Genomic DNA, 22,981 nt, shown 5'->3' on the forward strand with positions numbered 1-22,981 from the left:
CACAATATCCTCCTACCTTGGCGTATTCCCGCCAATTCGTTATAATATAGTTCTACAACTACACATGGTTTCCTTCTTAGCATTTTGAAAAGATTAAAATTCGATATAGAATTGGGGTCTGGCCAAATGTCCTTCAAATCAAGTAAAATAAGTTCGTTTCGATTATGGGGCTTACTGCTGACCATGGCCGGAATGGGGATGATGATACTCGGTACAGCTGGTATCGTCTTCTGGGGCCATTCAGGTAAAATCGTAGCTGCCATCGGCTTGGTGATCGGACTTATCGCCATGCTTGGAAGTCTGGCTGTTTACTTTTGGGCAGGTATATTATCTACTTCTGCCGTCCAATTAGAGTGTCCTGAGTGTCACAAGTTGACCAAAATGCTTGGAAAGACAGACCGTTGTATGTTTTGCAGAACAATCCTGACATTAGATCCTGAACAGGCAAACATTACTGCTGATGAGTTGGAAGCAAATCAATCGGCTACCCTGCATTAAAACAATAGATCAGATTTTACATATGCGATTGTATTAATAAATGATGACTAACGAATAAAAAGAAGAAGGCTGTAAACTGGTACCCATAGACTGGACACTTTGAAAAAAAGGTGTCTAGGCTGTGGGTACTTTTGTATACTAGAGTAAGCATGGGGGGATGACATGAGTAAGAAACTTTTTAGTGAAGCAGATCAAATACTTTTACTTAAGAATAACTATGTAAGCAAAATTAGTGAAAGATCAATTACCTTTACAGACGAGTTTAAGCGGTTATTCATAGAAGAGCTTATGATAGGTAAATTGCCAAGAGAGATCTTTGAGTGCCATTGTCTTCCTGTCCATATCATTGGTATGACACGCGTGGAGCAGAGTGCAGATCGATGGAAAAAGGCATATAGCCGGGATGGGATTATCGGGTTATTAGATAACCGAAAGGGTGCTTCTGGTCGTCCTCTTCAAAGAGAACTAACCTCGGAAGAAGTGATTGCGAAACAAGAGGCACGAATCAATCTGCTCGAGTCTCAAATTGAACTGTTAAAAAAGTTAGACAAGAACGAAAGGAGGCTGTTACTCAGCGGAATAAAGCGAAGCATAAGCGTTAAGTTTGAACTCATCAAGAACACGGTAGATAAGGGATTTAGTAGACTGACGGGATATCTATGCGAGCTCCTTCAGGTTTCTCGTTCAGGGTACTACAACTATCTCGCATCCACAAATGCACGTCTAGAACGTGCTAAACGTGATGAAGAAGCCGGAAAACTCGTAAAAAAAGCATTCAACCGTCGTGGATTCAAAAAGGGTGCACGCTCGATTAAGATGGTCTTAAAGCAAGACTTTAAGGTCACTTATAGCTTGAAGCGAATTAGCAGACTTATGAAAAAATTCAATTTGGTATGTCCTCACCGTAAGCCTAACCCGTATAAACGCATTGCTAAAGCCACGAAGGAACACCGGACGCTGCCTAATCTCCTACAACGAGATTTCAGAAAAGAGATTCCTGGACTGGTTCTACTCACCGATATTACTTACCTTCCTTATGGCCGCTCTGAGATGGCCTATTTGTCTACCCTGCTAGATGCATCGACAGGAGAGGTGTTAGCTTATAACCTATCCGATCGGATCACGCTCGACATTGCCACAGATACGGTAGATGGTCTTTTAAAGCAACGAAATGTAAAACTGCATACGGATGCATTCATTCACTCCGATCAAGGAAGTCACTATACCAGCCCAGTCTACCAAAAACTGTTGAGAGATCATGGTCTAGGACAGTCTATGTCTAGACGCGGAAACTGTTGGGATAACGCTCCTCAAGAATCCTTTTTTGGTCACATGAAGGACCATGTGGATCATCGAAGTTGCTCCTCCTTCCTTGAACTTCAACGTCAAGTGAATCGATATATTCGTTATTACAACCATCACAGATATCAGTGGGGAAGACAAAAGATGACTCCTGTACAGTACAGGAATCATCTTTTGTCAGCCTCTTAAACATCAATAGCTCTTTCTTTTTTAAGTGTCCTTGACAAGGGGTACAGTTTACTGAGACATGTTTAGTGTCCGCCTTCTTCTTTTTATTTATCCAATTACTAATCTTATTCTGAGATTTCACTAAGCACATTCCATGCTTCTGCTGAAGCAAAACTTCTAGTCCATGTAGCAATTCCAGCAAGGTTAAACGATTTAGCTAATACCACCCGTTTTGCAAGCGACTCTTCATCTTCGAGCCAAATCCGGCAAAGTGCCCCATCCTCGCTATATTCCACATAATTTTGTCCGGTCTCTTTGGAAAATTGCGGTTTCAACTTCTTTTCTTTGATGATTTCTTTAGCCTTCTTCATTCCGATAGCTTTTGAACTCACCACAGTCTTACCGTCCTTCTCCGTTTCTGTCCAAACCCTTGTATACAATGGAATAGCCATGATCAGTTTCTCCGGTGAAACATCGTCTTCTTCCAGAATACGTGTTATCGAAGAACTCACCCAAGGTAAAGAGGCAACTGAACCAGCTACCGGACTAGCGGCCCAATGTTCATCATATGCCATTACTATCAAGTAATCGACAACCTCACTAAGCGCCCGCCGATCCAGAAAAGCTGACCACATTTCACTATTCGATTTCGGTGTAACATCAATCGATACTACTAGACCCTGCTCCTGAGCAAGCGGCCACAACTCTCTCATAAATTGAGTTAGGTTGTCCCCATCTTTCGTATATACGTTCTCATAGTCTATATTAATTCCATCCAGATCAAAAATCTTAGCATATTGAAGCATTTGCAAAATAGTATTAATACGGTTCTCGAAGTTCGATAGCGCCTCCGTTGTCAGATCAGGTTCGAAACTGTTACTAAACAGTCCCCACACCTGCATTCCTTTACCATGAGCCCATTTAACATAAGCATTGTCAGCCTTACTTCGAACATTACCATCCCCATCCATAAGGGAGAACCAAGTTGGACTAACAACATTTACACCAGGCATCGCATCGAAAGAAGCCGGCTTTGGAGCTACCTGATAGACCGCTTCCCAGGTTAAATTAACCGTCTTGGATTTCCACTTTTCCTTTGCAGGGGATAAGTCCTGCTCTACTAGTGGAACTGTCCTTAGCTCTCCCAAGCTAACATCCTTTGTTTGTACAAAACCAGTATATCCATTATCCATTTGGGCATAATACCAATCATCCTTGGTATCTAGAATCCGCAAATTGGTTCCCTCAGGCATATCCGCCAAAATGGGTGTATGAATATTATTTCCTTGTCTCAGAGGAACAGTGCTATCTTGCTTCCCTGAAGTACTCTGGACAACGGCATTCTGTACACTATCTCCCGCCTTCAACAAAAGCACGGTACCCGACTGGGCATCCTCATGAATCTCAGCACCATAAATCTCACTCAATAGATGCGCAGGTAAATAGAGAATCCCATCTTTCTCTTCTGGAGCAAATGATAGCTGAATTGGTTTATTGTTTATTTTGCCTGTCTTCTCATCTGTCTTCAGAAACACTAGTTTTCTTGACGTCGTTAGAATAACAGACTTCGTATCTTCCTCATACCTAATGTTAGAGTCAATCACTGACTGAATAACCGGAAGCGGTAACTTGAGACCATCCCCACTTCCAACAGCTTCCCAATCCATAAGCTCTCCATTTGCAAATATTGGCTGAGTATGGGTACTTTGCCACTCTGGGGTCACATGCTCACGACTCGGTAAAATAACAGAAGCAATCCAGTAAGCACCTGCTAATAATATAATGAGTCCAAAAAACCATTTAACTCTGCTCTTACCACGACTGCCTTTCCGCCTAATATTAATTCTATCTCTACGATTCAATAGTTTACCTCCAGAAATGGTATATATAAAACAAAAACGCGAAGAATTCTCGAGAGAATCCCACACGTCATTTCAAACACGTAGGTCATTAAATTAATGATCCTGACATTCGTTACAAACCCCATATAGCTCCATACGGTGCCCGCGTACACGAAATCCTGTCAGCTCTTCAGCCTTACGTTCTACCTCCTCCAAAGAGGGGTACATGAAATCTTTAATTTTACCGCATTTCTCACATATAACATGGTAATGATTTGACACATCTGCATCAAATCTGCTTGAGTTGTCACCATAGGTCAGTTCACGGACCATGCCAGCTTCAATAAACATCTTTAGATTATTATAGACCGTAGCCACACTCATATTAGGAAACCGAGGTTCCAATGACCGATATATTTCATCCGCCGTAGGATGTCCCATCGACTCCATCAAAAAAGTTAAAATGGCGTGACGTTGCGGCGTAATGCGGACACCGTTAATTTTCAATTGGTCCAACGCATGCTGTACGCGCGTACTCATTATGTCCACCGCCTTTAATGAATTGCCAATAAAGCTATATACCACTTTATTGTACGTTTATGGTATTTCTTTTGTCAACGCAGTACAAGTTCACGGTTCTTCATTCTCCACAAGAGGAACACGAGTTACACTTTTATTTACAACTAAATTACTGTTACCTTCAACCTTAATTAAATGCTCTCCAGTCCCCATTACCCCTTTAATCTCCTTGTTCTCTACGAGAAAGGGTAGCTCTGTGACAATATTACCATAACCGCTAGAACCTTCAAGCGTATAATCTTGACCTTCGGGAAGTTTCAAGAACATTTCTCCAACTGCACTATATACTCCCCAGTCTCCTCCAACCTGCTCAGAAGAGATGGATATCTTACCATTAAGCGACTCCGCACGTAATGCAGATAAGGCGCCATCTACTTGAATATTACCATTTTTGGTACTCAAGTTGATATCTCCTTGTGAGCCAACAAGGGAAATATTACCGACAAGTGTAGATAACGTGGCTCCCCCCGAAATCCCTCTCCCCTTCATATTACCACCTTGCGTATCCACATTCACACTGCCGAAGATCCGATATAGATCAACATCCCCATTTAAGGTTTTGGCCGATACCTCACCCACAACATCCCACAACTTTAGATTACCGTTCCCGGTTTGCAACTTAAAATGGTTTCGGGCCTGTGCCCCGGTCAACGAAATCCCACCACTCGACGTACTGATATCCAGATCTAGAAACCGGTTCTCCGGCAAAATGATTGTAAGATTAGTCCTCGGATGACGCTTACCCGTGGCACCGTACAGCTTATCTTTAACAGTAAGACCTAGCGATTGACCTTCTGCCACATCAACAAATGTTTCATCAGCAATGATCTCTGCTTCCTCATCTGAAACTTGATCCACCCATACAGTAGCCTTGACGATAATACCTTCAATCTCTGCTCTTTTCACATCAATACTACCGTTAACTCCATCTACAACCACTTTCTCCGTATCCAAATCAATAGGTATTTCAAGAGGAATTTTATCCACACGATATCCCTCTTCGAGACTGTATTCAGCACCAGCCGAGGCAAGGTCCAGACTTACGCGATTCCACAAATGCATATAATGATCCTGCTGAGTCACAACAAAGACGGAGAACACCATAAATAGAGAGAGGAAGACTCCCTTAATATCTGCACGCAGCCTCCGCTCTGGCCGGGGTGTGTTCCTCCGGTTCCACAGAAGAACTAGAACATGCTCAACACCACTCAGCACAAGAACTAAAGGCCACCAGTCAAGTAAGAGAAGCATGTTGTCTCCGTCTGTAAATGTATCACTTAGCAAAATGATCCCTACTGCGATAAACAAAACGGAAGCTGTAAAGCGCCCTGTCCGAAAGAAGCGTCGTCTTCCTTCGCGCAAGATTAAAAACAAACCCACGAGTATTAGTCCACTAGCTACAATATACCCTGCCCCTGCTTGAATGAGACTTTGAAGCCATTCTGGTTTCTGCTTGAACAAAAAAACAACTATTCCACCACTGATAAGCAAGACTGCCGACCAGATTCCCTTTCGTATTCCTGATACAGGACGAGTTGCCTCCTCGCGAGGTATTTTCTCTTCATTCTGCCTTCTTATTCTCGTGTTAATCACATCAGTAGATTGAAGCACATCATATATGCTATAGAAGTAAGCTGCCGGAATGAGCAATCCCAGCAATAACAACAGTGGAACGTTAATTCCCATCCGTACAGAAGAAAAATAAATTAATGCAGATATATCAATGATAACAAAGTAGATAAATGCTACGCCTTTCATGAACATTCGTAAATATAAATGACCTAGTCCAGGGAATAGAGCAGCTAACAGACAGGCAATAAACTTCCTTTTGCGTCTTCGTGGTTTAAAGCCCTTGGTTTGCGCCGATGTCGCTCTCTCTGTCTGTTGTGTGGTCGGTGTTGAACCAAATGACATCTCACTCCCCCTCTCTCTATAATTAGATATACCCATATTTAAATAATAACTTAATTTCTACCTCACTGTACCTTAGAAAGACTGGAAAACTATCCTTTTTCTTATACTAAAACAAAAAAGCTCCCCGTAAAGAGGAGCATTTATGCTGGAGTTAGCTTTATCAGTTAGTTTTAAGTTGAAACCGTGTTAATTCAACTCCAGGGGCCGCCATAATCGTTCCGTAAGGCATGAAACCATATTCTTGATAGAGTGAAACAGCGGCAATGTTAAGCGTACCCGCTGTCACACCAAAGGTCTCCACCTCTGGATGACATGAAATAACATATTTCAGCAAAGAACTCCCGATTCCTTGACGAAGATAACTAGAATGCACCATTAACCGAGTGATTTCCAGGTTCCCAGGAATAAAGGATGTTGTCGCGATGGCTCCCATCAAATCTCCTTCTTCGTCTGAGATATATCCATAGAATCGTTCAGTACTATTCCTTAGAGATTCAAAGGTATCTGGCAGAGGCGGATATTCCGTTAAGCCTACCGCAAGAGCTTCCAACCGGTATGCTGTGTGTTGTAAGCCCCATACTTGTTCGACCATTTCATGATCATGCAGCGATAACGGAATTATCATCCGGGGTCCCCTCTCCCTATCCTGGTACAGCGCCATTCTCTTCCTTGTTGGACTATCCCTTTAACACTTCAATTAGCAACTTATTCGCAAGCCCAGGGTTTGCTTTCCCTTTACTACGCTTCATGACTTGACCTACAAGGAAGCCTATTGCCTTATCTTTACCTGCTTTATAGTCCTCAACCGAGGCGGGATTATCAGCTATGACTTCGTTGACTATTGCAAGAATTGCCCCTTCGTCACTAATTTGAACAAGACCCTGCTCCTCTACAACCTGGCTAGGGAGTTTGCCGCTCGTTAACATCTCTTTGAAAACCGTCTTGGCGATCTTGGAACTGATTGTACCTTTCTCGATCAGACCAATCATTTCCCCTAGACCTTGTCCAGTTAGTTTCACTTCAGATAGCTCTTGTCCTGTGCTATTCAAGTATCCTAGCAGATCGCCCATGATCCAGTTGGATACCGATTTGGCATCCGTCGTATATTGAAGGCTATTCTCGAAGAGATCGGCGAGTTGCTTGGAAGAAGTAATAACTTCAGCATCATAACTTGGAAGTCCAAATTGAGTCGTATACCGTGCCTTCCGTGCATCTGGCAACTCCGGAATAGAAGCTTTAATTCGATTCTTCCATTCTTGGTCGATATGCAGCGTCACCAAATCTGGATCTGGGAAGTAACGATAATCATGCGCCTCTTCCTTACTACGCATTGAAAACGTCTTGCCCTGTGACTCATCCCAGCGCCGTGTCTCTTGAACAACGATTCCGCCCTCGTCCAAGATTTCTGCCTGACGTAATTGTTCGTACTCAAGTCCACGAAGCACGCCGCGGAAGGAGTTCATGTTCTTAAGTTCTGCCCTGGTACCGAGTTCCTTCTGGCCATGAGGACGTAGGCTAACATTAGCATCACATCGCATGGACCCTTCTTCCATCTTCACATCAGAGACGTCACAATACTGCATGATCGCACGCAATTTTTCAAGGTATGCCTTAGCTTCCTCCGGTGAAGAAATATCAGGTTCGGAGACGATTTCAACTAGTGGAGTACCGACGCGGTTGAAATCCACTAGAGAAGCGTAGCCTCCATCGATATGCGTCAATTTCCCTGCATCCTCCTCCAGGTGAAGGCGAGTTATACCAATTCTTTTCGTTTTACCATCAACTTCGATGTCGATATAGCCATTCAAACCTATTGGCTGATCAAATTGTGAAATTTGATAGGCTTTAGGTGAATCCGGGTAGAAATAGTTCTTCCGGTCGAACTTACTGACATCGCCGATCTCACAGTTTAGCGCCATCGACGCTTTCATAGCATAATCAACCGCTTGAGCATTCAGAACGGGCAATACCCCGGGATGTCCAAGACAGACAGGACACGTATGACTGTTGGGGGGGGCGCCAAATTCAGTGGAACAACTGCAGAAGATTTTTGACTTCGTATGCAATTCCACATGCACTTCCAGCCCAATCACTGTTTCATATTTGGATGTTGACATATTAATCCTCCTGCTAACTATTGTAAAATCAATCCCTGCTTAAAGTGATGGCCGCTGCTTGTGATGATCGGTATGAGCCTCGAAAGCATGAGCTACGCGAAGAACCGTACTCTCATCAAATGCTTTACCGATAATTTGCAGTCCAACCGGAAGACCATCTGCGAAACCGCAAGGCACACTTAGCGCAGGAACGCCTGCCAAGCTTACTGGAATCGTCAAAATATCGTTAAGATACATCGTCAGCGGATCATCTACTTGCGATCCCAATGGGAAAGCTGTAGTCGGCGCTGTTGGTCCGATAATAACGTCGTATTTCTGGAAGGTCTGATCGAAATCTTGCTTGATCAAAGTCCGTACTTTCTGTGCTTTTAAATAATACGCATCGTAATATCCAGAACTCAGGGCGTAGGTACCAAGCATGATACGGCGTTTTACTTCGGGACCAAACCCTTGGCTCCGAGATTCATGGTACAGGTCTAACAGGTTACCTCCATTATCAACACGAACACCATAACGCACTCCATCAAATCTGGATAGGTTAGATGACGCCTCCGAAGAAGCGAGGAGATAATACGCAGCTACTGCATATTCCGTATGCGGTAGAGAAACCTCTTCCCACACCGCACCAAGACTCTCCAATACGCGCAGAGACTCCAGAACAGCAGCTTTAACTTGCGGATCAATTCCATTCAGATATTCCTTAGGTACGGCGATGCGCAATCCTTTGATATCCCCAGTCAATGCACTAACATAATTCGGTATTTCAACATTCGCTGAAGTAGAATCTTTGGGATCAAACCCAGCAATGGCTTGAAGAACATATGCGGAATCTTCGACATTTTTCGTAATTGGACCGATCTGGTCAAGCGAAGAAGCGAAAGCTACAAGTCCATAACGCGAAACTAAACCGTAGGTTGGTTTCAATCCAACAACGCCGCAATATGAAGCTGGTTGGCGAATAGACCCGCCCGTATCCGAACCCAATGTGAAATAAGCTTCACCCGCAGCCACAGCTGCAGCTGAACCACCGCTAGATCCACCAGGAACTCGGCTAAGATCCCACGGATTGCGTACGGGATGGAAGCTGGAATTCTCATTCGAGCCACCCATGGCAAACTCGTCCATGTTCAGCTTACCCAGAGTTACAGCCTCTGCTAACTTCAGTTTGGATACGACTGTTGCGTCGTAAATCGGATTATAATTGGACAGAAATTGGCTAGCGCAAGTCGTCAGTAAACCTTCTGTCACCATGTTGTCTTTAATACCTACAGGTAAGCCAAATAGCAATCCTAGTGACTCCCCGGTAACTAGTTTGTCGTCTAAACGAGCTGCATGAGCCCGGGCTTCTTCCTCATTCAATGTTAGATAAGCTCCAACACGCTCATCCCGTTCCTGAATTTTGGTGAACGCCTCTCCTACCACATCGGTAACGGACAATTCCTTACTACGGAACTGACTATGTAATTCCTGCAAAGACAAATCAAACAACGTCACACCCATATCCTCCTTCCAAATTGTGCATTAATATAAATACATTTTTTCTAATTAATTTCCTATTCGAGTACCGCAGGCACCTTAAACTGCCCGTCCTCTTCTTCTGGAGCATTGCGAAATACTTTCTCTTTGCTTAGGCTCTCTTGAACCACATCTTCACGCATAACATTGCTGAGACGAAGAACATGAGTTGTCGGTTCTACACCATCTGTGTCCAACTCATTTAATTTCTCGGCATATTGTAAAATGGCATTCAACTGCTCAGTAAACTTCTCACGCTCTTGGTCCGTCAGATTTAGACGGGCCAGCTTAGCCACATATTCCACGTCTTTACTTTGGATACTCATTAGCGATACCCTCCCTCATTCTTCCCTAACTGGACTTCATTTGTCCATTCTATCATGTCCTTGCGTCAATTTCATAATTAGAATGATGTTGAATCATGACTCTTAATGATGAATAAAATTATATTGTCGTATTATCTTGATATGGTCAAGCCATTTTCAACAATTGTTATACCAAAAAAGGGTCGGCAGCGCCGACCCTTTTATATCCACGCACGCAAATTCACTTGTTTGATGAATTCGGCCTGAGACAAAACTTCCTTTGTTGGTTCATCCTCTTCGTCAGCATCATTGATTTCGCCATTCATAATTTGCGCGAATAGCTGCTCGTTATGCGTAGCCAGTGCGTAATCTATCAACGCTTCCTGGGTCGTTCGTTCCACCTCTTGCTCAATCAACAGCGCCTCGGATTCAACATCGCCTGATGGGACGAAGTAATTGCGTCCTGTCTTTGGAGACCGAACGACATAGTCAAAGGCATTATCCGGATTACGATCATAAGCAATAAGGTAGCCATATTCCCCAACAGGAAGATTCTGCTCAAAGGCATCGCCGACGATAACAATTTTCTCTCCTAAACGTAGCATCGTCTACCTCCCTGATCTTTTAAATATATGAGTATCTCATAAGTTATTTTCTATCCTACTAAAAAAGACAGAGGTTGGTCAAGGCATTTGTCTAGATTCTAAACCCCTTCAAATACAAGAAACTTACGGTTATACATTAGCTTCCGCTCTTTGTTAAGTTATATCTCCGTACCATGAAGTAATCGCGAATTAATAGTCTATTACTCTATGATAGGAGGAATTAACTCGAATCCCATGATATAACAAATAACCTGTCTCCAAAAAGATCAGGTTATTTGTTATATTTCGAAACTCGTACCTAGGACTGATCCGGAATACCTTGCCGACGTAGAAGCCAAGCGGAAGCCGCAAGACAGACCAGGCAACCGAGTACACTTGTCACAAACGTAGCAGCAGTATAGTTTACCTCTCCAGCAAATGTTGCATTAGCAAAGTTTAATATGCGGGCAGGACTCCATGAGAACCATGATGGGATAAGACTATAGGTTACGGACAGTGCCCCCATAATAAGTAGTGAAATCACTGCGGCAGCACTTCCACGAAATATCGTGCTGAGCAATAATAACAGAGATTGTGCGAATGCGAACCATAGAAAATAAAGAGCTCCAGCAATTAAAGCATCTCCCCATCTAACAGGGCCCATCAATATCGCCGTATAGTACCAGGCACCTCCGTATCCAAGTGTAAATGATACAAATAATAGTGTAAGCTGTCCCATCCACTTAGCAATAATGAAAGATAGAGAGGGAACCGATCGAACTAAGACTAATGCCGCAGTCCCACTATAACGTTCTCCAGCTACAATATTCATACCTGCAATAGCGATAATTAGGATTCCAATGGTGCTGTATTGACTTAGTGATTGCACCATGACATCTGCAGGAAGTGGAACTGGCAATTGAGTTAGCAATTCTGCGGAAATATCCCCCGAAGCGGCTAAAATATTAGGCAAGTAAAAGGATGTAATGGGCTGCATCACTCCAAGCAGTATAAACACAACAGGTATCCACAGGAGTTTATAGCTTCGGACCATTTCAAGCAGTTCTTTACGATACATAAGCCATGTAATTTTCATGATTTAACCACCTTCATGAACATGTCCTCTAACGAAGTTGTACCTGCCTCAAAGCGAAGAAGAGGGATTCTCTGTGATGCGGCTTCTTGTAAAATTGTATGCCTTGCCTCTATAACATCATTGACAGTCAATACTGCTGTGTTCCCTGTAATACTCGATTCTATGATAAAGGCCCGATCTTCGAGTGAGTGTAGCCAAGTGTTACTTTCTTGCCCCGTTCCTGCCTCCACTTGCACTGTTAGTAGCGGTTGCCGATACTTCTCCGCAAGTTCTCTTAATGACCCACTCTCTACGATTTCTCCGTCCCGCAACATCATCATCCGATCGCATACCTCCTCCGCATCATGCAATACATGAGTGGAGAAGAGGATCGTCGTCTGCTGACGAAGTTGTGATAGTAAATCCATCACTTCTCGTCGCCCAAGTGGATCAAGTGCCGAGACTGGCTCGTCTAGCAAGAGCAACTGGGGATGATGAACTATAGCCTGCGCTAGTCCAAGCCTTTGCTTCATGCCTCCGGAGTAGCCTGAAATACGCCGCTTGGCAGCATCTTTTAATCCGACACGCTCCAAAGCAATATCCGCTTCATTCGCAGCCTTTTTTCCACTCATTCCACTAAGTCCCGCGACATATACTACAAATTCCTTCCCCGTCATCCAACCATAGAAGGTAGGATGCTGTGGCAAATATCCAATTGAGGTCTGTTGCTGTGTATCCTTATCATCGGATCCTGCAATGGCAATGTTGCCCGAAGTAGGATCTATCAATCCGGCCAGCATGCGCAATGTCGTCGTCTTTCCAGCTCCATTGGGTCCTAGAAGAGCAGTACAACTGCCCATTTCCAATTGAAATGATATCCCGTTGACCGGAGTACGCATGCCAAATTTTTTAGTCAATTCCGTCACACTCAACATCACCATCAGTACGCTTTCCTTCCAATAGTGAAATAGCAGATGCTCCCGATAATGCTACCAAATACTATAATAATGACCCATAACCACTTAGGTCCCCTTACGGATTCAACTTCTGCCTTAGCAAGCGAAATCAATCCTATTACGGCAAGCAGAAGCTGCAATATTATAATCGGTGCGATTAGTCCCCAATTCAGTTCCGACATAATCTCATCTCCCATTCGTTCCATATTATTAAAGATCACGTCTTTTTCTTGTCTCTGGCCGAACAACGATTAACAGATAAACAATTAATGAGGTCGGACAATTAATAATGCCCCACAATCCCCATAACCAAGCCCTTCTGCCCCGCTTCCGCGCGTCAATAAAAATCCACGTTCCTTGACTAAGTAGCAACAACCCCACTACAATCCATAACCAAACCGAGGGAGTCTCAGCATTCATAACCTTTCCTCCCTATGACTAGAGCTCTCAAAAATCCAGATGCCAATTGCCAGCGCAAATCCAATGACTTGAATAGCACCCAAAATCCAAGGGGTAGAGAACACGACAAAATATCCTCCACTGATCAATAATAAAGCGACCATGAAGAACAATATTGTCTCCCATCGTCTCTTACGTTTTGTTATTTCCCACTGTTCCCTAACGATACCTTTCCAAGTATCAACTGATGGTGAACTACTCTCTTGTACTACCTGGTCTAGCTTGCGTAGATCAGCCATCAGTCGATCAACAATAACATCATTTTGAGGTTCATCATGATTCCCGTTACTATTCATGTTGATCAAGCTCCTTTCGCAATTCGCGCAGGCCATAAGCAACGCGTGATTTTACCGTTCCGGCTGGGATATTTAGCATTTCTCCAATTTCGTCATAGGCATAACCGTAATAGTGTTTCAATAAAACCGCAATTCGCTGATCCACAGACAACTTAGATAGAAGCTCAAGCAGTTCGGGCCACTCTTCCTGATTCGACTCGAATTGCCATCGCAAGAGACGTGTGTTTCCTTCCTTCAACAACCACTGCTGCTCTCTTTTTCTACGTCGCTTCTTATCAATAAATAAACGTGTACCTATGGTGATCAGCCATGAGGAGAAAGCTGAAGAACCATCATATCGAGTTATATTCTCCATACACTTAAGCATGGTATCTTGTGTTAAATCCTCTGCTGCTCTTGGATCCATCGTTACTTTTACCAAATATTTAAACACAAAGGAATAATGCTTTTGTATTAATAAGGCAAGTGCCGCTACATCACCCTTTTTGGCTTTCTTTATCCATTCTCTCTCCTGAGGCACCGTATTCCCCCTTACTTCCAGCTAAGCGACTATATTACGTTTAAGATCACCATTTCGTTCAATAGCCATTATAAAAAAAATTAAGCTCAAACTTACTTATACTTCCTTTAAAAAAAGGCGCCCAAAATGGGCACCTCGGTCTTTATATTATGTATGTTCGCGAAAACGAAGAAGTTTGTCATACCATGGCTGCCTGATATCACCTGAATCCATCATCAGATGTCTCCATAGGATCTTACGTTCCTCTATTAATCTCTGCTTCGAGGTTCCTTGTTTCGAGATTCCTTGATTCGGAATTCTCGAATCTGAAACTTTCTGTATGTATTGATTACTTTCTCTATGAAGCAGTTCATGTCCTGCATCTGTAACGTACGATATTTCACTTTTCAAATCAATTCCTCCTTTTCTGTACTTACTGGACTTGTCCAAACCTGGGTTTATTTAAGTCCCGTAAAACAAAAAAAGACAAAAAAAGAACGCAAACCGGGACCATTCCACAGCCTGCGTGCTTCGCAAAGGTTACAAACATTTAATTTATATACATCCTAGCAAAGGTATAGTCTTTTGTCTAGTATAAATGTACTATTTGGTGTGATTTCACTACTGATTCCATCATTAGGTTATAGTACTTTGAACACGTATTCTAGCCCTTATCTCACGTAAGGGTTATTGGCCTTTTCATATCCAATCGTTGTCTTCGGACCGTGTCCCGGATATACCTTAACCTCATCATCAAGACGAAATAGCTTACTCCGGATTGAATTGTAAAGATCAGCCTCTCGACCTCCCGGTAAATCAGTCCGTCCAACCCCGAGTCGGAACAGCACATCTCCACCAAACAAATCATTACCACATAATAAACTCACGCTACCTGGCGAATGCCCCGGTGTGTGATAAACAGTAAATTCATGCCCAATTAACTTCAGGCGTTGACCTTCTGCTAGGTCATACTCGGCTGGATCAGTCATAACTGGCGGTGTTGCATCTGGCCACATTAAAGATCCGTTTAACTTCGGTGTCGTTAACCAATCGCTCTCCAAAGCATGGAGATATACAGGGCACCCCTTTAGCTTACGTATCTCATCTACGCCACCGATATGGTCAAAGTGAGCATGTGTCAACACGATGGCTTCAATCTCCAGCCCTTCAATTCTGCGTATAAGCGAACCCGGATTCGTACCGGGATCAATGATAACTGCTTTACTCTCGTCTTCTCCACGTAATAAATATGCGTTCGTCTGCAAGGGTCCTAAGGCGAATGTCTCAATCTTCAACATGATGTTAAAATCCAGAGATTAGCTCGCGTAATTCATCAACAACGCTGGCATTTACTCCGGCTCCTTCCTCGTATTTTTCTCCCATTTGCTTACGCACCACAGCGATCTTCTCTTCATAGTCCGGTGCTTCGCGATCGGGGTTCTCTTGCTTGAATTTAATCATAATTTCTTGAACCTGCTTAGGCCGCGGGCCCCACTGTCCAAGAACATGTCCTCCCGTATCCGTCAGTAAGATAATCGGAACGGAACGACCACCCATCGTTAAATATTGATCCATCACCTCTGGATGTTCCTCCAAGATAAGCACTTCTGTGTCTATCCCTGAAGTCTCCAAAGCCCGAAATACTACGGGTATACTACGTACTACATCCCCACACCAATCTGCTGCAAGAATAAGTACTCTTAGGTCGTCTCGAAAATTTAAACTTTCAAAGAACTCGCGGTCATCATCATTATGCCATGCAAAGGCCTCATATCCTGCCACAAACGCTTCCTTATTACGCTGCATTCCATCCATAAACTGCTTGGGAGATAACCCCTTACCAAATTTATGACTCCAATTCATACTCATTTATGCGTATCCCCTTTCTTCTTGTTCGATCCGAACCATTTGATCAGAAGGTACACGATCATTATTGCCAATGCACCAAGTAAGATCGGAATAATATAAGGACCTGCTTTCTCATCGATATTTTCCCATTGCTCGCCGAGTACCATCCCCAGATATACAAATAACATTGACCAAGGGATGACGGCAAGTGTCGTAAGCGTAACAAACTTGCTTAATGGCATTTTGGCCATCCCTGCCGGAATTGAAATCGCATGACGAACTACTGGAATGAAGCGCGCGGTAAAAATCACCCCGGGACCATATTTCAGAAACCACTCTTCTGATTTATCAATTTGTTTCTTATGAATGAATATGTACTTACCAAACTTTTCTAAAATAGGACGACCGCCATAACGCCCAATCCAGTAAACAAATACCTGAGCGATAACTCCCCCAACGACGCCAAAGAAGACAGCGCCCACATAATTAATATGACCACCATATACCAAATACCCACCGTAAGCCAGCACGATCTCACTTGGGATAACCTCTATCATTAACCCTAGCATAATTCCAAAATACCCAAGGTTTTGAATCCACTCAAATAAAATACTTACAATGTTCGAAATCCATTCCAAAATTTCTCCCTCTCCCCAAGTCACTTTTTATTTAGTCTATTCTACCATAGGGAGGGACATGCATTCTACTTTAAACCCTGGGACGGTGTCCCTTAGGGAATATTGCGCATATGTTGGGAGAAGAGGAGGCGGTATTATGGCAACTAATCAGGGAAGGCATCAAACAAACCTCCCTACTCCGCGCAAAATCCGTCGAGGATGTAACAAAGAACTGTACCGAACAATCAAACGGCTTGGTATATATGTCCCGGATGAGCGTTTGAAGGAAGGCGAAACATTGTATTACAAAAAAGTGATCGGCAAGCTGCTCTGGATTGCAGAGAACCGTAGTAATCGTAAATTACTTGCGGATTGGTGGGACGAAGAAGTTAGCGCTGAACTGGCTACACTATGGGAAGTCGACCGTGAAAATCTCTCAAAAGCATTCAGAGCGGCATTTGGCGGCTAATAGGAATAGAGGGCGGAGTTCAATACATCAAGAGCCATCTGGCTTCGCCCAATAGCCCACCAATTAATCGTAATAAATGCCCCTACACCTTTGTTATTCACTATTCTCCCCTTCTATTCTTCACCAAATCTGCTGTAGATAGTGCTATTCGATCAGAGATGTTAGATAGCTTCATACCCCAGACCTTAGATTCATCCGTCAGCTTGAAACCACGATCATTACGGAGTTGTTTCATCATTATCACTTGATCCGTTAGTTTCGCGTACCTTAGATAGATTTCCTCTCCTGTCGAAACTACTAACATTACCTTATCGAGGTCATTATCCCTCTCTAATCTCATCGCGAGCAGCGTTAGGTTTCGCAAGACGGCACTTTGTATCTCCCGATCGAAACGATCCATATAGGCCACATGCTCCAGAGTTGGTATAGCTCTCATATCCCCTTTTAATGCTAATATGGTGCCAAGCGCCAACCATAAATCAGGATTCGTAGTGTCATAGTATATCCCTTTCATCAAGATTAGATTTGCTGTAGCAGAATTGGACATGCCAGCCAGAGCCATTCGTGCAGAGGTCCGAGACTGATTGAGCGCTAGGGAGCGTTTAAGTAATGAAACGGATTCCATTGGAGTTACATTCTTTCCAGGCTGGCTTGCGAGTGAGTACAATCTCAAACTTTCGGCATGTGTAAATCCTTTCAAACTTATGAGTAAAAGTAATACCGCAACGAGTCCATACAATATACGCATTGTTTTTAGTCCGACAGAATGAATCATCCGATCTCGTATTTTCACGTCTATCGGCTCGTGAAGCCCTAGCCCTGCTATCCAAATCATAAGAATCCAACTCAATCCATAACTCATATCGAAATCAATTGCACTATGTAGAATCAGTACGACGAAAGATGGAAGCAATGCACTGCGTAACTTAATTAAGCCAACTAGCATTGAAATTAGTCCCAACAGTAGGATCATGAGCCCCACCGCCCCGAGATCTAGAAGCAAGTCTAAATATCCACTATGAACTTCAGTACCAACATATGGCATGCTTTGGACCTTGCGAAATAATATACGCCAGGCATCCCCCCCATAACCGATCCACGGTGAATCCATATACAAATCCGATGCATCTCCATACATTGTCGCACGAGCAGTAAGAGTACCTAAACGAAATAACCTATCCATAAGACCAGCATATGTAATCAGAGCACCAATAGTAAGTAAACATGCTGCACCATAAAAGTATGCTACTAGATTGCCTGGGGTCCAGCCCCACCAGCTGTCCATCCATTTTACGGCTAATCTAGACAACAGTAATGCTACAACCATTACTGCTACTAGCGAAATCAATCCAGGCAACGGGGATGGAGCCAGTTTGGCATGGACAAGCTGACGTGCACAAAAAGCTGCTGCAGAGACAATTATCCCAGATTGAAGCAGATAACTTAGACGTATTTTTCCACGCAACAAGAACCAACCGGCGATCCAGCCCACGCCAGCTGCTGCATAAGCCCCGCGTGACTCTGACAATAGAAGACATAACGCAATAAGTAGTGCTAGAGCTGCAGTTCCATATCCTTGTAGCTGCACCTTTCGTGATTTATCCGTACCCGATAATGAGGCAAGCGCCATCAAACGTTCCAGCAGAAATGCTGCCATTATCGCTCCAAACGTATTGGGATACTGCAAGAGACCACCGAGCCGTGCTCCCGCTGCTGCTATTTCTCCATCTCCTGTGCGCAGGACAACATGTGGAAAAACCACTACACCATACAGAGTAGATAGCGCAGAAATCGTAAGCAGCGAGGCCATAGCCACCCAGCCTACTTTTAACCAATGACGGCCTCGTTTTTCCCTACTGACTCTAAATAACGCCATACCGAATACACCATAAAATAACCAACGAAACAAAGCCTCATAAGTAGATTGATAGGACAGAGGACCAATAGCTAAGTGAATACCATATAAACCAGCAATAATAAAAGGACATATCCATATCCAAAGAAAATTACGGAATAATGAAACTTTCCAGGATAAAAGAGTGATGGAGGTCTCTCCCCGTAGATTGATAGCGATAGCTACTGCCGTGATAACCAGCCATACTGAGATAAGCAGCAATGTAAACAGCGAATCCGTGTAGAACATTCCGTTATTAAAAATGACAAGTAGCCCTGTACTCACAACACCAACGATTCTCAATTTGCTGATTTTTCCTAGCATGCGCACAGATATCTCCCCTCCCAATCTCCTTAGTCCAACAACCAAAAAAGGCCAACACATTAAGTGTTGACCTCAGTCATTCGCTTCAAACCATAGTATTCTAAGGATTTAGGGGAGACTCTGGTAACAAGTCGCGGCAAGCACGTTCTAAATAGGGAGCAGCATTCAAAAAGTCGCGAAACGCCGTATACTCCCGCCATAAAGTAACTGTATCACCACCAGGAGCTTTCACTGCCCGAATTAGAATATTCTTTGGTGTATGCTCCATATCGATAAACTCCAAGAGTTGAGTCTTATAGCCCATCAAATCCAGCAATTTGGACCGAATCGCATCGGTAGCAAGTGCTGAGAATCGTTCTTTAAGAATTCCATGTGACAACAGTGGTTCCATTACAGGACTGTTCACCTGTGCGAATAATTCATGTTGGCAACAAGGCACGGATAAAATAACGGAGGCATTCCAACGGACTGCCTTTTCCAGAGCGGCATCTGTTGCTGTATCACATGCATGCAAAGTAACCACCATATCGACTTGACTTAATTCATCATAGTCCGCAATGTCGCCGACAAGGAACTCCAAATCGTGATAATGCAACGATTTCGCCAGCATTCTGCAGTGTTCGATAACATCTGCTTTCAAATCTAGGCCGACAATTTTCAGCTTTCTCCGCTGCTCCACCGACAAATAATGATACAATGCAAACGTCAAATACGATTTACCACAGCCGAAATCGAGTATGGTCAGGGTCCGATCTGAAGGAAGATGAGGGAGCACATCCTGAACCATTTCAAGAAAACGATTGATCTGTTTGAATTTATCATATTTCTTGGCCAGTACCTTCCCATCCGCATTCATAATCCCCAGCTCAACAAGGAAAGAAATAGGACGACCTTCCTCCAAAATGTACTGTTTTTGGCGGTTATGCGTTAATGCAACTAATTTTTTGGTTGGGGATTTCGTCAAGATGGACACCTTATATTTCTTACTGATCAGAACTTGGTAATCTGCTTCTGGCGTGCATATCAAACCTTGCCGGAAGACTCCATGAAACAGTTCCATCAGATGATCTTCAAAATTCACCGCAGGAATATTCTCATGTGTTACTTTGTTTGTATAGTGATAAGCAAACTGGTAATGGAGATTTTTCTTCAATTCCACAGGTTTGATTACCACTTTAGTATAGCTGTTATCCTCCGATTTGCGACGCTGACTAAGCGTGGCAGAAATCAAAGTTCCCTGCTCCGCCAATTGGTGTATAAGATTTCTTAGTGATTCCATAAACTAGACAGCTCGCTTTCATTACTAATATTAGAATTATTACTTATTAAATTTCACTGTATAAGAACCGGCTTTGTAGTTCCGCCAGGCCTTCCATGACTTCACTCAAAGGCAGTCCTCCTTGCTCTAAAATTTGAGGTTCAAGTACTAACAGCCGATCGTAAAATGCAATTCCTTCATCGAGAGGAATCGCTTCATCATGTAAGAGCCGAAATAATACGTTCTCAGCCTGATCAAACCGTCCCTCATACTCTTCGAACCTAAACAGAAGTCGTTCTGTATCCGTAGGTAGACGATAACCTTTTAAATGTAATAGTAGCTCCTTAACCTCTTCGTTCAAATTCCATAACGAGCGATCGGCACCATTCATAGCCGCAGTCAGATATAAGTGGAGCGACTTCATAAAGCAGATTATTCCTTCATTATGCTGCCCCATGGCATAATAAATACTAGCCTCTTCCTTGAGTAGATAGGCTAGGCTCTGTAATTTATCAGCTTCAATTTCCCCACTACTGCGAAACATTTCTGTTATATCCCTTGCAGAGAGAGCGCGTAGCAAGTTTGAATTGAGACGAAATTGTTTTTTATACAGATCATCGATCTCCCACAGGGCCTCTATAAATTTACGCTCCTGCTTCAAACCAAACACTTTCCCTATCATCTCTGTCATTTCTTCAATCATGCGGACCAGATAATCTCTTCGTAACATAACGTTCCAGCCCTTTCCTACGGAAGCGACAGACGACTCCGTTTGTTCACTCTTTGTAGAGGTTGTTCAAAAAGCGTGCTTAGAATCAAATTTTACTGCCTAATGTGTTAAAACGCAAAGAAAACGGAGTTTCCTAGTAGGACCCTCCGCTTTTTTCCAATTTCACCACACAGTAATTAGTGTTCTGCTTTATCCATTTTCCGCAAGAAATCTAGAATAACTGCAACAAGTTGATCAGGAGCTTCATACATACTCATATGGCCCGCTCCCTTAATGACTGCCTTCATTACGTTGTCCCCTTCGGTCGTGAATAACCGCTCTAACGGGATGATTTGATCACTCTCCCCAGCAACCAGGAGAAGAGGTAGTGTAGTTGAAGACATCACATCTCTGCGATCAATTCGTTCACGCATACTGAGTGCAGCACCAGATGCCCCTTGTGGTGGCGTCTTATACCCAATCTCTTTCACCCTGTTGACTTCCTCTGTCAGCGTGTCGACATTTTCTGGGGCAAATAATCCAGGTACTAGACCTTCTATAAACGAGGTAATCCCTTCGGATCCGATGGTCGAAACTGCCTTAAGCCGCTTTTCCTTCGCTTCCTCACTATCCGGATAACCTGTTGAATGAATCAGCCCAAAGCCGTTCAATCGAAATGCGTAACGCTGAGCCAGTGACAAAGCAACATAACCACCCATGGAGTGACCTAGAAGGGTGTATTTCTCAATCCCCAACTCCTCCATCAATCCAACGATATCATCAGCCATTTGTTCTATTGTGTAAGCACCCATTGGTGCATCAGTGGAACCATGTCCTCGAAGATCTGGGCAGATGACCCGATATTGTTCCGCTAGTAGCGGCTGAACCTTCTCCCAATACGCGGAACTACCACAGAAACCATGAAGTAGCACAACTGTTTCACCCTCGCCTTGTTCTTGGTACGCTATTGTCGTGCCGTTTACTACTTTGTTATCCACAGTAATCCCTTCCTCTCCACTTATGTATTGGATTCATCTTTATTATTAAACCAACTCTGGTATCTTGAAACCTTAATCTTGCTTATTTCCAGTGATCCCCTGACAATCTGGCATAAACACCTTAGCCGCAGCCCTGACAATTTCATCCGCCATTAGCATCACAGAATATAATGAAGTCATTTGAAGAGTTGAATATGGTTTGGGACCCTTCAAATTCACCACACCTGCTATACTATAATGTCCAACAGCAGGAAGATCTCCTCTGACTGATTGCGCCGGCAATAGCGGTTTTCCTGATACCAAATAACAACCTACCGAAGCAGTAGATCCTAGACAAGCATCCATCGCCACGATGATATTTCCCTTAGGAATCTCAGCCAGTCTTACTTCCAAATTGTTGGCATCACAAGGCTGCCGCAGTGAACCGATCACACTCCCCCATCCGCATTCCTCCAAACGGCTGCCTACGAGTGGACCTAGGGCATCTCCAGTTGATCGATCCGTACCAATGCATAAGAAAGTGATGTCCTGCTTACCATGCCTATTTAAGATTTCCTGAAAAAAGCTGACCAACTCGCTTCCGCTAATCTTCCTCACCTCTTGGTCAGAAAACGGCAGAGCCTTATCTTTGGATGTCTCTACTCCCATTAGCTAACCTCCGGATAACCAATTTTCATCATATAATCAAATTGTACCTTATCCTTACCACTCACGACAAAACATAGTTTACACTGTCTTGACGTGATACAATACATA

Annotated in this window: 27 protein-coding genes (1 of these 27 only partly in view); 3 read left to right on the forward strand and 24 right to left on the reverse strand. The window is 43.5% G+C overall.

Translation table 11 applies throughout. From position 1 onward, the window contains the following. Positions 1–3 carry the 5' portion of a nucleotidyltransferase-like protein gene (locus NST85_RS24290; RefSeq protein WP_127193499.1) on the reverse strand. 876 nt of this gene lie to the left of the window's left edge, so only the first 3 of its 879 coding nucleotides appear in the window; its start codon is at positions 1–3; its stop codon lies beyond the left edge, outside the window. Positions 4–126: 123 nt separating this feature from the next. Here NST85_RS24290 and NST85_RS24295 point away from each other — a divergent pair, with 123 nt between their 5' ends. Continuing rightward, on the forward strand, positions 127–498 hold the full coding sequence (locus NST85_RS24295) for a YgzB family protein (RefSeq protein ID WP_127193500.1): 372 nt from the start codon (positions 127–129) through the stop codon (positions 496–498). Positions 499–660: 162 nt separating this feature from the next. Next, positions 661–1,989 carry an IS3 family transposase gene (locus NST85_RS24300; RefSeq protein ID WP_341188377.1) on the forward strand — a complete coding sequence of 443 codons (1,329 nt, stop codon included), beginning with the start codon at positions 661–663 and terminating at the stop codon, positions 1,987–1,989. A gap of 104 nt (positions 1,990–2,093) precedes the next feature. On the opposite strand, the gene NST85_RS24305 is transcribed toward NST85_RS24300, so the two are convergent. The 18 genes from NST85_RS24305 to NST85_RS24390 all read right to left on the reverse strand — a co-directional run bounded on the left by NST85_RS24305 (position 2,094) and on the right by NST85_RS24390 (position 16,594). Further along, positions 2,094–3,830, reverse strand: coding sequence for a glycosyl hydrolase family 18 protein (locus NST85_RS24305; protein ID WP_246054255.1), 1,737 nt, complete (start codon positions 3,828–3,830; stop codon positions 2,094–2,096). A 93-nt stretch (positions 3,831–3,923) separates the two neighbouring features. Then, positions 3,924–4,349: a peroxide-responsive transcriptional repressor PerR gene (gene perR, locus NST85_RS24310; protein WP_127193501.1), complete on the reverse strand. Its 426-nt coding sequence runs from the start codon at positions 4,347–4,349 to the stop codon at positions 3,924–3,926. A 90-nt stretch (positions 4,350–4,439) separates the two neighbouring features. Continuing rightward, positions 4,440–6,302: a DUF4097 family beta strand repeat-containing protein gene (locus NST85_RS24315; RefSeq protein ID WP_341190634.1), complete on the reverse strand. Its 1,863-nt coding sequence runs from the start codon at positions 6,300–6,302 to the stop codon at positions 4,440–4,442. Between the two features lie 160 nt (positions 6,303–6,462). Further along, positions 6,463–6,927, reverse strand: coding sequence for a GNAT family N-acetyltransferase (locus tag NST85_RS24320; protein ID WP_127193503.1), 465 nt, complete (start codon positions 6,925–6,927; stop codon positions 6,463–6,465). Positions 6,928–6,979: 52 nt separating this feature from the next. Then, positions 6,980–8,419: an Asp-tRNA(Asn)/Glu-tRNA(Gln) amidotransferase subunit GatB gene (gene gatB, locus NST85_RS24325; protein WP_127193504.1), complete on the reverse strand. Its 1,440-nt coding sequence runs from the start codon at positions 8,417–8,419 to the stop codon at positions 6,980–6,982. A gap of 39 nt (positions 8,420–8,458) precedes the next feature. Continuing rightward, positions 8,459–9,913 carry an Asp-tRNA(Asn)/Glu-tRNA(Gln) amidotransferase subunit GatA gene (gene gatA / locus NST85_RS24330; protein ID WP_127193505.1) on the reverse strand — a complete coding sequence of 485 codons (1,455 nt, stop codon included), beginning with the start codon at positions 9,911–9,913 and terminating at the stop codon, positions 8,459–8,461. Positions 9,914–9,972: 59 nt separating this feature from the next. Further along, positions 9,973–10,260: an Asp-tRNA(Asn)/Glu-tRNA(Gln) amidotransferase subunit GatC gene (gatC, locus tag NST85_RS24335; RefSeq protein ID WP_127193506.1), complete on the reverse strand. Its 288-nt coding sequence runs from the start codon at positions 10,258–10,260 to the stop codon at positions 9,973–9,975. A 200-nt stretch (positions 10,261–10,460) separates the two neighbouring features. Further along, entirely contained in the window at positions 10,461–10,844 is a 384-nt protein-coding gene (locus NST85_RS24340; RefSeq protein ID WP_127193507.1) for an ATPase, read from the reverse strand. A 298-nt stretch (positions 10,845–11,142) separates the two neighbouring features. Next, positions 11,143–11,919 (reverse strand): ABC transporter permease subunit, encoded by a 777-nt coding sequence (locus NST85_RS24345; protein WP_127193508.1) that lies wholly within the window; start codon positions 11,917–11,919, stop codon positions 11,143–11,145. Beyond that, positions 11,916–12,839, reverse strand: coding sequence for an ABC transporter ATP-binding protein (locus NST85_RS24350; RefSeq protein ID WP_127193509.1), 924 nt, complete (start codon positions 12,837–12,839; stop codon positions 11,916–11,918). The genes NST85_RS24345 and NST85_RS24350 overlap by 4 nt, the downstream gene beginning before the upstream one ends. Next, on the reverse strand, positions 12,839–13,060 hold the full coding sequence (locus NST85_RS24355; RefSeq protein WP_341190635.1) for a PLDc N-terminal domain-containing protein: 222 nt from the start codon (positions 13,058–13,060) through the stop codon (positions 12,839–12,841). The genes NST85_RS24350 and NST85_RS24355 overlap by 1 nt, the downstream gene beginning before the upstream one ends. A 4-nt stretch (positions 13,061–13,064) precedes the next feature. Continuing rightward, positions 13,065–13,274, reverse strand: a complete 210-nt coding sequence (locus NST85_RS24360) for a hypothetical protein (protein ID WP_127193511.1) — start codon at positions 13,272–13,274, stop codon at positions 13,065–13,067. Continuing rightward, on the reverse strand, positions 13,271–13,609 hold the full coding sequence (locus tag NST85_RS24365) for a YxlC family protein (RefSeq protein ID WP_127193512.1): 339 nt from the start codon (positions 13,607–13,609) through the stop codon (positions 13,271–13,273). The genes NST85_RS24360 and NST85_RS24365 overlap by 4 nt, the downstream gene beginning before the upstream one ends. After that, the gene (gene sigY, locus NST85_RS24370) at positions 13,602–14,129 is read right to left on the reverse strand and encodes an RNA polymerase sigma factor SigY (protein WP_127193513.1); all 528 of its coding nucleotides are present in this window, start codon (positions 14,127–14,129) and stop codon (positions 13,602–13,604) included. The genes NST85_RS24365 and sigY overlap by 8 nt, the downstream gene beginning before the upstream one ends. 147 nt (positions 14,130–14,276) lie before the next feature. After that, positions 14,277–14,519: a hypothetical protein gene (locus NST85_RS24375; RefSeq protein ID WP_127193514.1), complete on the reverse strand. Its 243-nt coding sequence runs from the start codon at positions 14,517–14,519 to the stop codon at positions 14,277–14,279. A gap of 260 nt (positions 14,520–14,779) precedes the next feature. Continuing rightward, entirely contained in the window at positions 14,780–15,406 is a 627-nt protein-coding gene (locus NST85_RS24380; protein WP_425464354.1) for an MBL fold metallo-hydrolase, read from the reverse strand. Between the two features lie 4 nt (positions 15,407–15,410). Further along, a complete protein-coding gene (locus NST85_RS24385) occupies positions 15,411–15,977 on the reverse strand; it encodes a thioredoxin family protein (RefSeq protein WP_127193516.1) in 567 nt (188 codons plus the stop codon). Next, positions 15,974–16,594 carry a DedA family protein gene (locus tag NST85_RS24390; protein ID WP_127193517.1) on the reverse strand — a complete coding sequence of 207 codons (621 nt, stop codon included), beginning with the start codon at positions 16,592–16,594 and terminating at the stop codon, positions 15,974–15,976. The genes NST85_RS24385 and NST85_RS24390 overlap by 4 nt, the downstream gene beginning before the upstream one ends. A 136-nt stretch (positions 16,595–16,730) precedes the next feature. Between NST85_RS24390 and NST85_RS24395 the strand changes: the two genes are divergently transcribed. Then, positions 16,731–17,042, forward strand: a complete 312-nt coding sequence (locus tag NST85_RS24395; protein ID WP_127193518.1) for a dehydrogenase — start codon at positions 16,731–16,733, stop codon at positions 17,040–17,042. A 100-nt stretch (positions 17,043–17,142) separates the two neighbouring features. Here the strand turns inward: NST85_RS24395 and NST85_RS24400 are convergent, their stop codons facing one another. The 5 genes from NST85_RS24400 to yyaC form a co-directional block, all read right to left on the reverse strand. Continuing rightward, positions 17,143–19,260 (reverse strand): O-antigen ligase family protein, encoded by a 2,118-nt coding sequence (locus tag NST85_RS24400; RefSeq protein WP_246054269.1) that lies wholly within the window; start codon positions 19,258–19,260, stop codon positions 17,143–17,145. A 100-nt stretch (positions 19,261–19,360) separates the two neighbouring features. Next, positions 19,361–20,539: a class I SAM-dependent methyltransferase gene (locus tag NST85_RS24405; protein WP_127193520.1), complete on the reverse strand. Its 1,179-nt coding sequence runs from the start codon at positions 20,537–20,539 to the stop codon at positions 19,361–19,363. Between the two features lie 46 nt (positions 20,540–20,585). Then, positions 20,586–21,248, reverse strand: coding sequence for a DUF6483 family protein (locus NST85_RS24410; RefSeq protein WP_127193521.1), 663 nt, complete (start codon positions 21,246–21,248; stop codon positions 20,586–20,588). Between the two features lie 176 nt (positions 21,249–21,424). Beyond that, a complete protein-coding gene (locus NST85_RS24415) occupies positions 21,425–22,225 on the reverse strand; it encodes an alpha/beta fold hydrolase (RefSeq protein WP_127193522.1) in 801 nt (266 codons plus the stop codon). A gap of 72 nt (positions 22,226–22,297) precedes the next feature. Beyond that, positions 22,298–22,873, reverse strand: coding sequence for a spore protease YyaC (gene yyaC, locus NST85_RS24420; protein ID WP_127193523.1), 576 nt, complete (start codon positions 22,871–22,873; stop codon positions 22,298–22,300). Positions 22,874–22,981 lie beyond the last annotated feature (108 nt).

The organism is Paenibacillus sp. FSL K6-2524, assembly GCF_038005525.1.
In the GTDB taxonomy this organism is placed as follows: domain Bacteria; phylum Bacillota; class Bacilli; order Paenibacillales; family Paenibacillaceae; genus Fontibacillus; species Fontibacillus anaericanus.